The sequence below is a fragment of the Amycolatopsis heterodermiae genome, assembly GCF_034929455.1.
In the GTDB taxonomy this organism is placed as follows: Bacteria; Actinomycetota; Actinomycetes; order Mycobacteriales; family Pseudonocardiaceae; genus Amycolatopsis; species Amycolatopsis heterodermiae.
In genome coordinates, this window is sequence record NZ_JAYFSI010000001.1 from 1287488 (window position 1) to 1302684 (window position 15197).

Annotated in this window: 9 protein-coding genes; 2 read left to right on the plus strand and 7 right to left on the minus strand. The window is 72.5% G+C overall.

The features are described from left to right. Positions 1-46 precede the first annotated feature (46 nt). From VA596_RS06310 to VA596_RS06325, 4 genes are all read right to left on the minus strand, one after another. The gene (locus VA596_RS06310; RefSeq protein WP_323324371.1) at positions 47-2602 is read right to left on the minus strand and encodes a CHAT domain-containing protein; all 2556 of its coding nucleotides are present in this window, start codon (positions 2600-2602) and stop codon (positions 47-49) included. Between the two features lie 616 nt (positions 2603-3218). Then, entirely contained in the window at positions 3219-3704 is a 486-nt protein-coding gene (locus VA596_RS06315; RefSeq protein ID WP_323324372.1) for a hypothetical protein, read from the minus strand. After that, positions 3701-4276, minus strand: a complete 576-nt coding sequence (locus VA596_RS06320; protein WP_400550325.1) for an RNA polymerase sigma factor — start codon at positions 4274-4276, stop codon at positions 3701-3703. The genes VA596_RS06315 and VA596_RS06320 overlap by 4 nt, the downstream gene beginning before the upstream one ends. Then, entirely contained in the window at positions 4273-5907 is a 1635-nt protein-coding gene (locus VA596_RS06325) for a S8 family serine peptidase (protein WP_323324374.1), read from the minus strand. The genes VA596_RS06320 and VA596_RS06325 overlap by 4 nt, the downstream gene beginning before the upstream one ends. 214 nt (positions 5908-6121) lie before the next feature. Between VA596_RS06325 and VA596_RS06330 the strand changes: the two genes are divergently transcribed. After that, positions 6122-9301: a SpvB/TcaC N-terminal domain-containing protein gene (locus VA596_RS06330; RefSeq protein ID WP_323324375.1), complete on the plus strand. Its 3180-nt coding sequence runs from the start codon at positions 6122-6124 to the stop codon at positions 9299-9301. Between the two features lie 165 nt (positions 9302-9466). Here VA596_RS06330 and VA596_RS06335 read toward each other — a convergent pair whose 3' ends face one another. From VA596_RS06335 to VA596_RS06345, 3 genes are all read right to left on the minus strand, one after another. Then, the gene (locus VA596_RS06335; protein ID WP_323324376.1) at positions 9467-10339 is read right to left on the minus strand and encodes a sigma-70 family RNA polymerase sigma factor; all 873 of its coding nucleotides are present in this window, start codon (positions 10337-10339) and stop codon (positions 9467-9469) included. 64 nt (positions 10340-10403) lie between these two features. Continuing rightward, positions 10404-11042: a hypothetical protein gene (locus VA596_RS06340; protein WP_323324377.1), complete on the minus strand. Its 639-nt coding sequence runs from the start codon at positions 11040-11042 to the stop codon at positions 10404-10406. 263 nt (positions 11043-11305) lie between these two features. Then, complete coding sequence (locus tag VA596_RS06345) at positions 11306-12541, minus strand: S53 family peptidase (RefSeq protein ID WP_323324378.1); 1236 nt, start codon at positions 12539-12541, stop codon at positions 11306-11308. Positions 12542-12809: 268 nt separating this feature from the next. Between VA596_RS06345 and VA596_RS06350 the strand changes: the two genes are divergently transcribed. Beyond that, positions 12810-15140 (plus strand): chitobiase/beta-hexosaminidase C-terminal domain-containing protein, encoded by a 2331-nt coding sequence (locus VA596_RS06350; RefSeq protein ID WP_323324379.1) that lies wholly within the window; start codon positions 12810-12812, stop codon positions 15138-15140. Positions 15141-15197: the final 57 nt, after the last annotated feature.

A 15197-nucleotide genomic window follows, 5' to 3' on the forward strand; every position in this document is an offset into this window, starting at 1 on the left:
CCGAAAGCAACCCCGGACCGGGTGAGACGTCGAAAGGAACAGAGCGTCAGCTGCGGCCGAAGCACACGAACGGCATCAGCGGCTCGGCCTGGGCGGCGTCCGCCAGGGCGCGCGCCGGGGGCGTGCCCGACGACAGGGCCCGGTGGTAGGCCAGCATCACGCCACCCGCCGTGCGGTCGTCGACGCGGGCGACGCTCGAGACCACCGTGCGGCTGCCGCCGTAGAGCAGCGCCGCCGTGAAGCCGAGGACCTCGTCGCCCGCGCGGACCACCGTCTGGCCGACGTCGCACGACGACAGCACCACCTGCTCGGGGGCCGTCGACAGCTGCTGGACGTCGTAGGCCATCAGCGGCCCGTCGGCCAGGTTGAGCCGGGAGAACAGCACGTTCTCCTGCTCGTGGTGACCGTGCGCGGCGAAGTGCGCGAGGCGGCAGCCGTCGAACGCCTTGAGCGTCGCCGCGACCGTCGCGTCCGGGCCGGTCAGCACCTCGGCCTCCGGGTAGAGCGACGCCAGGCGCGACACCTCGGCGTCGGCGTGGGTCAGGTCCGAGCCCGCGACCAGCAGCGGCGCCCCGCACGCGCGGCGGGGACGGCGTCCGGCATCGAGCCAGGCCGACGACGACGGCGTCACCGTCACCGGGCGCCCGCGCAACGTCGGCAGCAGCCCCCACGGGATCGCGGACAGCGCACCGGTCGGCACCACGACGACGTCGAGGTCGCCCAGCCGCGCGGCCAGCGGCTTCAGCAGGATCGCGTCGAGCGCGGTGACCTGGGTGCGCACCGACCGGCGGATGACCTGGTCCAGCTGCGGCGGCAACTGCCTGCCGCACAACGCGTCGAGGTCGCTGTGCAGCCGCGCGACCGGCTCCGCGACCGCCGACGCCGGGCCCAGCTCGATCAGCGCGACCCGGTGGTCCGCGATCACCTGCGCGCACAGCGAACCGTGGTCGGCGAGGAAGCAGACCATCGCGCTGCCGGTCGCCGCGAGCTCGTCCCCGACCTCGCCGAGCTTCGCCTCCGGGTGGTCCTCGTCGGTGCCCTCGGCCTGCCAGCCCCGCGCGCGGATCTCGCGTTCCAGCGCGGCGCACCGCTTCACGGCCTGCGAGTCCGGCTTCCCGGACAGCTCGCCCGCGCGGATCTGCATCGAGAGGTACCGCAGCTCGGCGACGGCGTCGAGGGTCTCCGGGTGCGCGGGCGGGCGGACCGGCCGGAACCGGAACGCCTGCGCTCGCGAGCGGTCGAGCCACCGGAACACCACCCCCGGCGAGCGCTGGGCGAGCGCGGCGGCGAGGCCGGCGTCCGCGAGTTCCTTGCCCAGCGACGTCGTCCCGGTCTTCAGGTCGACGCTGCCGAAGCGGCTGCGGTGGCGCTGCAGCTGGGTGAGCCCGGCCCGCGCGTTCGCGAACGTGACGCGCCGATGGCCGCTCGCGGCGCCCAGTTCGGCCAGCGCCAGCCGCCGGAAGAGGCGGTTCTCCAGCGGCGCGGTGCGCCGGTCCCGCGAGGCGATGCCGGCCCGGGCGCCGTCGAGATCACCCAGCGCGATCCGGGCCCGGGCGCCCAGCAACGCGGCGATCTCGGCGTCGTTGCGCAGGCCCAGCGCGGTCAGGCGATCGGCCAGTGCCGTCGCGTCGGCGGCGACGCGGGCGATCCGGCGCCCGGCCGCGAAGTCCGCGCGCAGCACCGTCAGCTGCGCCACCGCCGCCCAGGTTTCGTTGCCCCTTCGACGAAATCGACGCTCCGCGCGCACCGCCCAGCCGCGCGCGGTCGACGTCTCACCGCTCGCCAGCGCGGCCAGCGCACGGGTCAGCTCGGCCTCGGCGTGCTCCTGGTTCATCCGCAGCTGCGGGAACTGTTCCAGCGCGGCGTCGAGCTCGGCCGCGGCCTCGTTGGGCAGCCCGGCGGCGAGCAGCGCCCGCGCCTTGTCGACGGCCAGCACCGGCAGCATCCCGACGCTCTGCTCGGCGTAGAACCCGCTCGCCGCGTCGAAGTCGCGCAGCGCGCCGGGGATGTCGCCGGTCAGCACGCGCGCCTGGCCGCGGCCGTGCGCCGCCTTCGCGAAGATCCGGGCCAGGCCCTCTTGCGACGCCTGCCCGGCGCCGATCTGCTCGCACTGGTCGAGGTCGGCGAGCGCGAGCCGGACGCGCCCGGCGTACTGGTGCAGCATCGCGCGGTTGAGCAGCGTCCGGGCGAGCACGACGAACTCGCCCGCCTGCCGCAGCTGCGGGATCGCCTCGTCGAAGCAGTCGAGGGCCTCGTCCATCCGGCCGATCAGGATGAACACCAGACCCCGTTGCTGGCGCAGGATCCCGCGCCCGGCGTCCGACACGAGGACGTCGGCTTCGTCGAGCAGAGCGAGCCCGCGCGTGCTGTTGCCCAGCGCGGTTTCGACGGCCGCGTACGTGCCGAGAACGCGCGTCGCGAGGTCCGTCCACCCGGGCCAGTCCGGCGGCGGCGTCTTCGCGGGCAGCCCGAGCAGCCGCGCGGCGGCGCGAATCAGGCGCCCGCCGACCACCGGCTGGCCGTCGTTGGTCGCCGCGACCGCACGCTTGTGCAGGTCGCGCACCCGGTCCTCGACCCTCGGCGAGGCGACCTCGGCGCGCACAGGCAGCCCTTTCGGCCGGGAACCGTTCCCCTCGGCCGAGAAGAGCGGGTCACCACTCGATGACCGTGCTCACCCACCTCGAGCGCACCCGGCCGCTCGGATCGTACCCCGCGCCGAGGACGCCCCGACGACGCCGAGCCAGCCGCTCCGAAGGCCGACTGCCGCTCCCGAATCGCCGAGCCGGCACGAAAAGCCCGCCGGGCGAACGGAGTGCCCGGCCCACGACACCACTCCCGGCCGAAAGGCGGGGTCACGCACCCTCCCGCACCTTCCTCCGCGGACGCCGAGTCGGCCGCTCCGAAGGCCGAGCCGTCGCGAAAGCCGACCAGGCGAACGGAGTGCCCGGAACGGCCGACACGAGGCTGCCTCCGGCCGGAAGCGGGTCACAACCCAATCGCTGCCGAAGACACCGAGTCAGCCGCTCGAAAGGCTGAGACCGCCGCTCGGCGCGAAAGCCCGCCAAACGAACAAGGTGCCCGGCCTACGAAGCCACCCCCGGCCGAAGGCGGGCTCCCACACCCGGCCGCTCGGATCACAGCCCACCCGAGCATGCCGAACCAGCCGTCCCCGAACCGCTGAGCCGACACGAAAAGCCCGCCGGGCGGCCAAACCCCGCTCACAACTCGATGGCCGGCGTGCTCACCGTCCTCGAGCGGCCGAGCGTGCGCACCAAGACCTGCACCATGCCGTGCGGTACGCCGCTGACCGCGAAGCGGCCTTCGGCGTCGGAGGTCGTCGTCAGCGGGCCGTCGCAGGTGCGGACCTCGATCGGGTGCTCGGCCGGTGGGGTGAGCCAGCCGTCCAGGCGGATCGTGCCCGCCCGTTCGGGGCTCACGTTCACCATGATCGTCAGGCTTTCGCTGTCGAAGGTGATGAGCCTTCCCTGCTCGGCCGCGCTGCGGGCGACGACGAGCCCCTCCTGTTCCCGGATCCGCATCACTTCCAGGTCGACGTCCTCCAGCTGGATCGCGAACCGGATCTGGTCCACCAGCGTGGGGGGCATCGGGTCGGCGTCTTCCCACAGTTCGCGCACCCCGGCCAGCAGCCGGAGATCGAGCTCGTCCAAGGGCTCGTTGGCGCCTGCTGGTTCGACGGTGGTCACAGCCAATCTCCTTCGCCGTTGGCGAGTAGCTGCTCGCGCAGGCGCGCGAGGCAACGTCCCCTGGTCGGGCCGATACTCCCCCTCGGCATTCCCAGCCGGGCGCCCACTTCGGCGTAGTCCGGCCGGTGCACGAACGCGACGATCCGCAGCAGGCTGCGGCAGCGTTCGGGCAGTTTGTCGACCGCGCGCCACAACCGCGCGCGCTGGTCGTCGCGCAGCACCCCCTCCTCGGGTGCCGGTGACGCTTCGGCGAGCCGCTCCGGAAGCTCCGCGAGCGGCCGTTCGATCTGGCGTTTTTCCCCAGTACGCCAGGCTTCCCTCTTGGTGACGGTGATCAGCCAGCCGGTGAGCGCCACCGGCGAGCGGATCTCCGCGAACGAGCCGAGCAGCCGCAGCCACGCCGTCTGCACGACGTCCGACGCCTGGTCGACGTCCAGCCCCTGGTCCCGCGCCACCTGCCAGAGCAGCGGCGTGAGCAGGGCGACGAGTTCGTCCAGCGCCGCGCGGTCCCCGTCCCGCGCGGCGCCGAACAGGACGGCGACCCGTCCGTGGTCCGTCTTGGCCACGTTCACAGTGCGCCCAGCGCGGTCCAAGCCCGCTTGACGACGGTGTCGCGCTCGACCGTCGCCAGCTCGTCGGCGGCCGTCTTGAGCAGGGCCTTCCCGATCTCCGCGGCGGCGAGCGGCGCGGCGAACGACGTGCCGTCCCACACCGCGAAGCCGGCGCTGTAGTCGTCCGGGTCGAACGAGTTCCGGCCCTGGTCCGGCACTTCGTGGTCGGCGGAGGCGGTGCCGCGGACGTCGTCCGGGTAGGTGCTGACGACCCCCGCGCCGGTCGCCCAGCAGCGGACCCACGGGCCTTCGTTGGAGAACAGCGCCTTGCTGGCGGTGCGGTCGGGGTTGAGCGCGCCGACGCTGATCACCTGCGGGCCGCACTGCGGGCCGAGCGGCTGGTCGGCGAAGGCGGCCGGGTAGAAGCGGCGGGTGGTGGCGTCGTTGCCCGCGGCCGCCACGACGAGCACGCCGAGACCGATCAGGTCGGCGATGGCCGTGGCGAACTGGCCGGTGAAGGCGACGTCGACCGGGTTTTCCTCGTAGTAGCCCAGTGACAGCGAGACGATGTCGACCATGTCCTCGGGCCGGTTGTTCGCCTGCGCGGTCCGCACGCGGTCGGCCAGCAGGTGCAGCGCGAGCAGGACGTCGCCTTCGTACGCGACGCCGTCGCTGTGCACGACGCGGATCGCGAGCGTGTCGGCTTCGGGGCAGGCCTGCCGGATGATGCCGGCGATGAACAGGCCGTGCCCGGTGTCGGTGTCGACGTCCCCGATCAGCGGCTGGCCGGTCGTCGGCGCGTCCCAGTAGTCGTTGAGCAGCTGCGTCGGCACGGTCGTGCCCGAGTCGATCTCCGCCTGCAGGATTGCCGCCTGGATGTCCGGCGCGACGCGCAGCCCGGCACCGGCGGGCGGCGGGCCGCTGCGGTCGGCCAGCCCGAACCACGGGTGCGGGCCGATGCCGGTGTCGAGTACGGCGATGACCGGACGCCGGTGGGCGGGCTTGGCGCTGCGGTGGGGCGGGGCCGCCGACAGCGTGACCGGGATCCGGTTGGCGCCGCGGGTGCGCCCGTACGAGCTGCCCGCGCCGAACCCGCTGGTCTCCCAGGGCGTGCCGCCGAGGCCGCTGGTCTCCCACGGCACCCCGCCGAACACCGGCGTGGTGAACAGCAGGTGCTCGACGGAGATGTTCGAGACGATCTCGGGGTCGATCTCCGGCTTCTCGCCCGCCGCGGCCCCGCGCAGCAGCTGGACGGCCTTCCAGCAGTCGACGACCGCCGGGTCGGAGTCCTCGCGCACCTTCAGCAGCGCTCGCACCGGCAGGTCTTCGAGCTCCCGGGCGCGGGTCGTCTCCTGGTAGTCGCCGCGGTCGGCCGGCTCGGCGTAGATGCCGATGCGGGCGAGCACGCGGTTGATCGAGGCCAGGGTCTCCTGGTCGCGCAAGTACCGGTTCGGGAGGAGGAACACCCCGGGCCGGTACACGGTCGTGCGCGGGGCCGGCCGGCCCGGCACCGCGGTCGACGTCGCCGGGTCGAGCACCCGCGCGCCGTGCCGGTCGAGCAACTGCCTCGGCGGCGCCGGGAGCTCGTTGAGCGTGCCGACGTCCTCCTTCGCCGTGCCGGAGCCCTCGTCCCTCACGAACCTGACCACCATCGGGTCCACCCTCTCGCTTGCCCCCGCCATTGATCACAACGTGGTTACTCGGGAAAGACCGGGCAGCCGCAACCGGGATACGGCACGGACATCACGAATGCATAACTCCGACGGCAAACGGGTGAGGACGTATCTGGCGTCCTCCACTCACCCACTTGGACCCCGGAAGTAACCGGTGGCGCACCAGCGTCGCCAGGCATTCGGGGAGAACGCCATGACTCTGCTCCGGCCGAGCCTCCAGGAGGCGGCCCGGCCCGCGCGGATCCGCGGGCTGGGCGGGTCCTTCACACCGGAACCCGCGACCGGCGGCGGGAGTTTCACGGTTCCGCTCGACCTGCCGCCCGGTCCGGGCGGGATCGCGCCGTCGCTGGCCCTGCGCTACGTCACCGGCGCGCCGAACGGCCCGTTCGGCGCGGGGTTCGCGGTGCCGCTGCCGAACGTCCGGCTGGACGACAGCGGGACGCAGAGCCGGACCAGCGGCCGGCTGGCCCGCCGGGGCGAGGGCTTCGTGCTCACCGCGCGCTCGGGCACCCGGCACTTCCTCGGCACGTCGGACGGCGGCCGGTCCGGCAGCCACGCCTGGCACCTCGAACGGACCGAGGACGCCCTCGGCAACAGCGCGGCGTTCGGCTGGGCGCACCACAGCGGGCAGGCCTACCTCGCGCGGATCTCCTACGGGCCCTACGAAGTGGACTTCGCCTACGAGCCGCGGCCCGACGTCCTGCAGCTGGGGCGCGTGACGACGGCGTTGCGCTGCTCCCGGATCGAGCTGCGGCTGCCGGCCGCCGCGCGCCCGCTCGTCCGCCGCTGGACCCTCGGTTACGACGTCGACGACGGCGCGTCCGTGCTGACGTCGGTCGCGCTGACCGGGTACGACGCGCGCGGGGCCGAGGCGGCCGCGCCGGTGCTGCGTCTCGCCTACGCCCGTTCGGAAACACCGGCCGCGCCACGGGTCCAGCTCCCGGCCCGGGCCCGCACGAGCATCAACGCCGGCGTGCTGCTGCTCGACGCCGAGGACGAGCCGGTGCCGTACTACTCCCTCGCGCCGGGCGCGGGGCGGCTGAGCGAGATCGACAACGGCATCGGCCTGCGCACCGCGATCGAGTACACGACCGTCGAGACGGTCCCGGTGGTCCGCCGGGTCGTGCTCCGCGAGTCGGCGACCGGGCTCGCCGGCACGACGGAGTTCGAGTACCACGAGCGACGCTTCGGTGACGCCTTCACGGGGTTCGGCCGGGTCGTGCAGGACGAGCTCGGCGACGAGCACGCGCCCACCCTGCGGACCGTGCGCTGGTTCGGCGACGACGGCTTCCTGCGGCAGGAGGAGACCTACGGCCTCGACGACTCGCCCGACGCCGTCCGCCCGTACCGCCGGGTCGAGCACGCCAAGCGTCCACAGTGGACCCGATCGGTGACGACGGTGTTCGAGCGGCAGGAGAAACCCGTCTCGGTCACCACGACGGAGTCGGACCTGGACGCCGCCGGCAACCCGGTCCGGGTGGTGGAGACGACCGAGCGGCCCGGCCACGAGACCTCGGTGCGCGAGACGCGCACGACGTACGCGACCGATCCCGACCACCGGTTCGCCGCGCTGCCCGCGCGGGTCCGCGAACTGGACGGCGACGGAAAAGTGCTGTCGGACAAGCTGTTCCGCTACGACGAGGGCCCGGACGGGAGCGCGGGCTCGCAGGGCCTGCTGACCGCGCGGGAGGAGCTGGTGCTCACCGACGAGCTCGTCGCCGACGTCTACGGCCCGGTCCCGCCGGACCTGGTCCGCCACGGCTACCACCGCCGCGCGGGGGAGGCGGGCTGGTGGGTCACGACGTTCCACCGGCGGGCCGACAACGTCACCGGGCTGCGCACCACGACCACCGGCTCGCGCGGCGACACCCACGAGGTGCGCTACTCCGACGACCGCTGCTTCCCCGAGGTGGCCACCGATCCGGTCGGGAACGTCACCGCGACGCGGTACGACGTCCGGACGGCGCGGGTCTGCGAGGTGACCGACCCGGCGGGCGCGGTGACCACCGTGACCCACGATCCGCTGGGCCGCCCGGAAACCGTCGTGCGGCCGGGAGACACGGCGGACCTGCCGACGCTGCGCCACCGCTACGACCACCACGGGCCGGTGCGGGTCACCACCGAGCAGCGCGCGGTGTCCGGCGAGGCGGAGGTGCTCACGACGGTCGAGGTGCGCGACGGCGCCGGGCGGCTGCTGCAGCGGCGGCACACCGAACTGCTCGGCGACGTCGTCGACGAGCACCACGAGTACTGCGCGCGGGGCCTGGTCTGCCGGACGTCGCGGGCGTTCCGGATCGGCGGCCGGCGCACCCCGGCGGCCGAGTACCGGTACGACGCGCTGGGCCGCCCGCTGCGGGTGACCGCGCCGGACGGCACGGTCCGGACGTTCGACGCCGGCTCCGCGGAGACGGAAATCGGCGAGGTGACGTGCGACCTGCTCGGGCGCGTGCTGCGCGGCGCGGACGGCGTGGCGCACGTCCGGGACGCGGCCGGGAACGCGGTGGAGTCGCGCAGCGAGGGCGGGCGCGCGGTGTACCGGATCCACGACGTCGCCGGCCGGGTGGCCGCGGTGCTGGTGGACGACCCGGACAGCGCGCCGGTCACCACGTTCACCTACCACGACGGCGGGCTTCCCGTGCCGCTCGAAGCGGGCCCGCACAGCTGCGGGCGGCTGGTGCGCGTCACCGACGAATCGGGCGTCACGCTGCTCGGGTACGACGCGCTCGGCCACCCGATCTCGAAGCGGTGGCGCCCCGCGCACGTGGCCGTCGAGTACCGGCTCGACATCGTCCGCCGCGCCGACGGGCGGCTCTCGGAGGTGACCTACCCCGACGCCGGAGACGGCCGGCTGACCGTGCGGTACCAGTACGACGAGGTGAGCAGGCTGGTGAGCGTGCCGGACTTCGTCGACTCTGTGCAGTACGACGTGCGCGGCCGCCGCACGGCGGTCCACTACGCGAACGGCGTCACCGAGGCCTTCTCGGGACGGCGGCACGTGGTGACCGGCCCGGGCGGCTGGCTGCGCGAGATCGAGCCGCCGCCGGTCGCCCAGCTGCCGAAACCGCTGCCGGGCATCGAGATCCGGGACGTGTTCGGCCGGCTGCGCGGCATCCACGGCGACGACGGCGTCAACGAGCTGTACGGCTACGACCACTCGGGACGCCGGGTCCGCACCCTGGTGAGCAGCGGCACCGGCGTCCACGAAGTGCTGTCACCGGACGACCTGTACTCGCTCGAGGACGGCGAGCGCGTGATCGTGGTGGCCGACGCGGTCCGCCAGTACGCGGACGGAACGCGGCGCTACCTGCACATCGACGCCCTCGACCGGATCGCGCTGGTCACCGACGAGCACGGCTCGATCGTCGAGCCGTGAGCCCTACTTCCGGTGCCGGCCGCCGTCGGAGCTCTCGGTGCCGCTCTGGACGTCCGAGTCCCCGCTGTCCTTCTTCTCGTGCTTCCCCATGTCGACTCCTCCCCTTTCACCCATTCTAACAACGGTTGCACTGAGTAGTGAGTCAACTCCATGTGGTCGCGGACATCAATCCAGCACGGCCAGATCCAGCCGGTCGAGGCGGACCGGGTCGGCCAGGATGTCGATCTCCACGATCCGGCCGCCCGACACCGTGAAGCCGAGCACCGAGAACGGGCGCCCGTCCCGGGTCGCGACCACGCCGGCCGCGCCGTTGACCAGGGCGCGGCGGACCGTGCCGCCGCCCGCGCCGAGGCGGGAGAACGTCAGGGCCTGGTTGGCCACCGCCGCCGCGCCGGTGACCTCGATCGAGCCGCCCTGGGCCGCGCCGCGGTCCGCGCGCAGGACGACGTCCGGGTCGAGGACGGTGACCAGCGCCTCGAAGTCGCCACCGCGCGCGGCGGCCAGGAACGCGTCGACGACTTCACGCTGCCGGGCGACGTCCGGGTCCGGGGCGACCGGCGCGCCCTGGACGCGCCGTCGCGCGCGGCTCGCGAGCTGGCGGGTCGCGGCCTCGGAGCGGCCGACGATCGGCGCGATCTCGTCGAACGGCATCGCGAACATGTCCCGCAGCACGAACGCCAGCCGCTCGCCCGGGGTGAGCGTGTCGAGCACGACCAGCAGCGCGAGGCCGACGGAATCGGCCAGCAACGCCGACTCCTCGGGGCCGCCGTCCTCCCGGCTGATGATCGGGTCCGGCACGAACTCCTCCCGCCGGGCCTTGCGCGAGCGCAGCATGTCGAGGCAGACGCGCCCGACGACCGTGGTGAGCCAGCCGGCCAGGTTCTCGACGCCGGAGGTGTCGCTCCGGCTGAGCCGCAGCCACGACTCCTGCACGGCGTCGTCGGCCTCGCTCAGCGAACCGAGCATCCGGTAGGCGACGGCCCGCAGGTGGTCGCGGTGCGTCTCGAAGCGGTGCGCCAGCCAGTCGGCGTCGGTCACGGTCTCGTCCTCCGTCCAGGTGCTGTCCCCACCTTGACGGATCCAGCGAGCCGGATGTGACAGCTCAGTGCGTGAGTTCCCGCAGCACCCGCGCCGGGTCGACATCGACCGCGCGCCGCGTACCCGGGTGCTCGCTCGGCTCGCTCCACGCGGCCGCCACCCACAGGTCGGCGTAGTCGCCCCGCTCGATCGCGGGCAGCTGCCAGGTGAGCCGCCCGTCGTCCAGGCCGACGGCGTCGCCGGCGAGGGCACCGGACCAGTACGGCGGCACGTGCTGCCCGGCCCGCGCGCACGCGCGCAGCGCCTCGACGTCCGGGCCGCCGACGGTCACCACGGCGTCGGCGGTCTCGGCCGTGACGCTGGCACCGCTCGCGGTCATGTCTTCGGGGCCACTCAGCTCGACCTGGACGACGAACTCGCTCAGCGGTTCGCGAGCCAGCACGCGGAAGACGGTGACCTGCCGGGTGACCGCGGGATAGCCGTCGGGCAGCTGCGGCGCGCTCGGCCCGGACAGCACGTCGAGCCGCACGGACCGGTGCCGCCACCGGCACAGCCACGCCCCGGAGTCCAGGCCCCAGGTCAGCTCCGGCCGCGCCGGCACGTCCCACCCACCGACGCGCACGGCGAACCGCACGGTGCCCAGCGGTGTGTCGACGCCGAGCGCCCGCGGCCGGGTCGTCGACAGCACGTCGGTGTCCAGCATGCAGTCATCTTCACCCCACCCGGGGCAAGGCGAAAACGCGCTGCGCGAACGTCACCCGTTCGTGGAGGATCGGGCAGCGAACCGGAGACCTGGTCACTGGAGGACCGCACCGAAGGCTCCGATGTGGACGGTCCCAACGAGATCGTCCACACCGGACTCCGCACGATTACGCGGCCAGGCGAGCAGCTGTACGCCCTGGACTGGCAGCACCGGCTACCGCTTCGACCTCTCTGCGTCTTCGACGAACCGCTGCGGACACCGAGTCAGAACCCGCCGGTGCCGTTCGGGGTGCCCAGCCCCGTCGGGCCGTCGTACCCGGTGCCCGCCGTGCAGAGGTAGGTCCCGCCGCAGCTGCCGTTCGAGCCGGACGTCACGTCGTTCAGGCTGCCGGTGTGGGCGTACGGGTACGACCCGGACGTCACCGCGTTGCCCGCCAGCGCGTACACGCTCGCGATCACCGGCGACGACAGGCTCGTGCCGCCGACCTGGACCCAGCCGTCGGCCCCCTGGGCCAGGCCCAGCGACAGCAGGAAGTCGCAGAAAGCCGAGCTGCCGCAACTGTTGTACGTGTCGTAGACGCCCAGCCCGGTGGCCGGGTCGGCGACCGCGGAGACGTCGGCGACGGTCCGCTTGGCGCAGCCCGTGTCGTGCTGCCACGCCGGCTTGGCCTCCAGCGCCGAACACCCGCTGCCGCTGCCGTTCCACGTCGTTTCCGCCCAGCCGCGCGGAGTGCTCGTGGACTTCTTCAGCGTCGTGCCGCCGACCGCCGTGACGTACGGCGAGGACGCCGGCCAGCTCACGCCGTAGCCGGAGTCGCCCGAAGACGCCGTCACCGCGATGCCCGGGTGGTTCAGGTGCGCGTCCGCGGCGAGGATCGTCGAGTCCTCGGTACCGCCGTAGCTGTTGGAGATGGCGACCACGCCCGGCGTCGCCGCGGCCGTGTCGACCGCCGTCATCAGCGGGTCCGTGTCCGCGGAACTGGCCTCCACCAACAGGATGTGGCAGTCGGGGCAGGTCGCGGACACGGCGTCGAGGTCGAGGCTGATCTCCTCGGCCCAGCCGTAGTCGCCCGCGGGCAACGGGCTCGCGGCGCCGTTCTGGTTGACCTTCTTGAAGCAGCCGTTCGCCGTCGTGCAGGCCGAAAGTCCGCGTGCGGCACGGAACTTCGCGAGATCGGCCTCCGCGGTCGGCGCGTCCATGGCGTCCACGATGGCGACGGTGCGGCCGCCGGAGTGCAGGCCGCCGAGGTTGTACGCGGCCTGGATTTCGGCCGGGCCGTAACCGACCGGAGTCGACGTCACCAGCGGGCCGGCGCCCTTCGGCGAGCGGATGGCCTTGCCGAGGCAGTGCATCTTCCCCGACGTGGCGCAGCCGAAGTTGATCACGCCGCCGCTCTGCAGCGGCGCGGCCTCAGCGGGGACGGCGGCGGCCACCGGGGCCGCGACGAGAGCGAAGGCCACAAGGGCCCGGACGAGGGTTCTGCCACGCGAAACAGTCATTCCTACTCCTCGGTAGGGGACCACGGTGTGGCACGAGATGATCCCATGTCACACGATCGAGGCCACCCGACCGAAGTGGGTTTCTCGGTTCAGTCATTCGCCCACCGCCGGGCAAATCGGGTCATCGTTCACAGAACACCTCACCCTCACGGCTGATTGGTCCAGACAACTGTTATCGATTCGTGACCATAGCCGCCGGTTGCAGAGTCTACTTTGTTGTGACTCGCAACAAATGCTCGTGGATCCCCAACGGCGGAGGTGTCACGGCGTGGCCCGGACCTTTGAAAAGCTTCGACGACGCCGGCGCGGCGCCGTCGCCCTCACCGCGGCAGCCCTCTTGCTAGGCGCCGGGCTCAACGCCCCGGCCGCGCTGGCCGCGGACGACTACACACAGAGCGTCACGCAGCTGAGCACCACGCAGCTGCAGCTCAACTTCACCCCGACCACCCCGGCCGTGTACGTGGACGTCCACTACACCGGCGTGCCGGGTGTCGGGCAGCAGAACGTCCGGATGACCAACGCCTCCGGCACCTGGCACTCCACCGTCAACGGCCTGAGCACCGGGAACACGCTCGACTACTGGTTCACCTACGAGAAGAGCGGGCCGCAGTACGACACCCCGCACTTCACCTACACCGTGGGTGGCGGCGGCACGACGACCGTCGCGGCGCCGACGTTCAGCCCGCCCGGCGGGACCTACTCGAGCGCGCAGACGGTGACGATCAGCAGCGCCACCTCGGGCGCGACCATCCGGTACACAGTGGACGGTTCGACGCCGACCGCGTCGTCGACGCAGTACACCGCGCCGATCAGCGTCCCGAACTCGCGCACGGTCAACGCGATCGCGCTGAAGTCCGGCTCGACGACGTCCGCGGTGTCGAGCGCGACCTACACGATCGGCACCCAGGCCGGCTGCCCGACGCAGTCGGACACCCCGAACTTCGGGTCGAACGTGCGGATCTTCGACCCGAGCATGTCGGCGGCGACGATCCAGGCGCAGCTGGACACCGACTTCAACAACCAGAAGGACACGCTCACCGCGCAGTTCGCGGACCGGCGCGTCGCCCACCTGTTCAAGCCCGGCACGTACAACAACGTGCACGACAACGTGGGCTTCTACACCTCGGTGGCCGGCCTCGGCCAGAACCCCGGCGACGTCCTGATCAACGGTGACGTCACGGTCGACGCCTTCAACGCCTCCGACAACGGCGTCGCGCTGCAGAACTTCTGGCGCTCGGCGGAGAACATGGCGGTCAGCCCCTCCGGTGGCCAGGAGCGCTGGGCCGTCGCCCAGGCCGCGCCGTTCCGCCGGATGGACGTCCGCGGCGGGCTGCAGCTGTACCCGGCCAGCTACGGCTACGCGAGCGGCGGCTACATCGCCGACACGAAGGTGGCCGGCCAGGCCGCGTCGGTCTCGCAGCAGCAGTGGTACACCCGCGACTCGCAGCTCGGCAGCTGGAACGGCGGCGTCTGGAACATGGTCTTCTCCGGCACCAGCGGCGCGCCGGCGACGACGTTCCCGAACCCGCCGGAGACGACGCTGGCGACCACCCCGGTCTCCCGCGACGTGCCGTACCTGTACGTCGACGGCACCGGCAAGTACCGCGTGTTCCTGCCTTCGCTGCGCACCAACGCGTCCGGCCCGAGCTGGGCGAACGGCAGCACCCCGGGCACGTCGGCGCCGATGAGCCAGTTCTACGTCGTCAAGGCCGGTGACACGGCCTCGTCGATCAACAACGCGCTCGCCGCGGGCTGCAACCTGTTCTTCACGCCGGGCGTCTACCACCTCAACCAGACGCTCAACGTGACCAAGGCGAACACGACCATCCTCGGCATCGGCTACCCGACGCTGGTGCCGGACAACGGCGTCAACGCGATGCAGGTGTCCGATGTGGACGGCGTGCGGCTCAAGGGCCTGCTGTTCGACGCCGGCACGACGAACTCGCAGGCGCTGCTGACGGTCGGCCAGTCCGGCTCGACGGCGTCCCACGCGTCGAACCCGACAACGGTCCAGGACGTGTTCTTCCGGATCGGCGGCGCGATCGCCGGCAAGGCGACCAACAGCCTGATCGTCAACAGCGCCAACACGATCATCGACCACATCTGGGCGTGGCGGGCCGACCACGGCAACGGCGGCACGGTCGGCTGGAACACGAACACGGCCGAGACGGGCCTGGTGGTGAACGGCGCGAACGTGCTGGCGACCGGCCTGTTCGTCGAGCACTACCAGAAGTACCAGGTGATCTGGAACGGCCAGGGCGGGAAGACGATCTTCTTCCAGAACGAGATGCCCTACGACGTGCCGAACCAGGCGTCGTGGAACGCACCATCGGGGGTCGCGGGGTACGCGGCCTACAAGGTCGGGGCGAACGTGACGTCCCATGAGGCCTGGGGTCTCGGGAGCTACTGCTTCTTCGACACGAACCCGGCGGTGTCCAGTTACCACGCGTTCGAAGTGCCGAACAACAGCGGCGTGAAGTTCCACAGCCTGCTGACGGTGTCGCTCAACTACCGCGGCACGATCACCCACGTCATCAACGACACGGGTGCGGTCACGCCGACGGGCACCGTGCCGGTCAACGTGGTGAGCTACCCGTAACCGAGCCAGAAGGCCGCCTCATCGGACCCGACCCCGGTGAGGCGGCCTTCGTCATGT

Bases quoted from the DNA above. Each gene is read 5' to 3' on its own strand.
- VA596_RS06330 (WP_323324375.1), top strand. From the start codon at position 6,122: ATGACTCTGCTCCGGCCGAGCCTCCAGGAGGCGGCCCGGCCCGCGCGG.
- VA596_RS06325 (WP_323324374.1), bottom strand. From the start codon at position 5,907: ATGGTGGTCAGGTTCGTGAGGGACGAGGGCTCCGGCACGGCGAAGGAG.
- VA596_RS06345 (WP_323324378.1), bottom strand. From the start codon at position 12,541: ATGACTGTTTCGCGTGGCAGAACCCTCGTCCGGGCCCTTGTGGCCTTC.
- VA596_RS06340 (WP_323324377.1), bottom strand. From the start codon at position 11,042: ATGCTGGACACCGACGTGCTGTCGACGACCCGGCCGCGGGCGCTCGGC.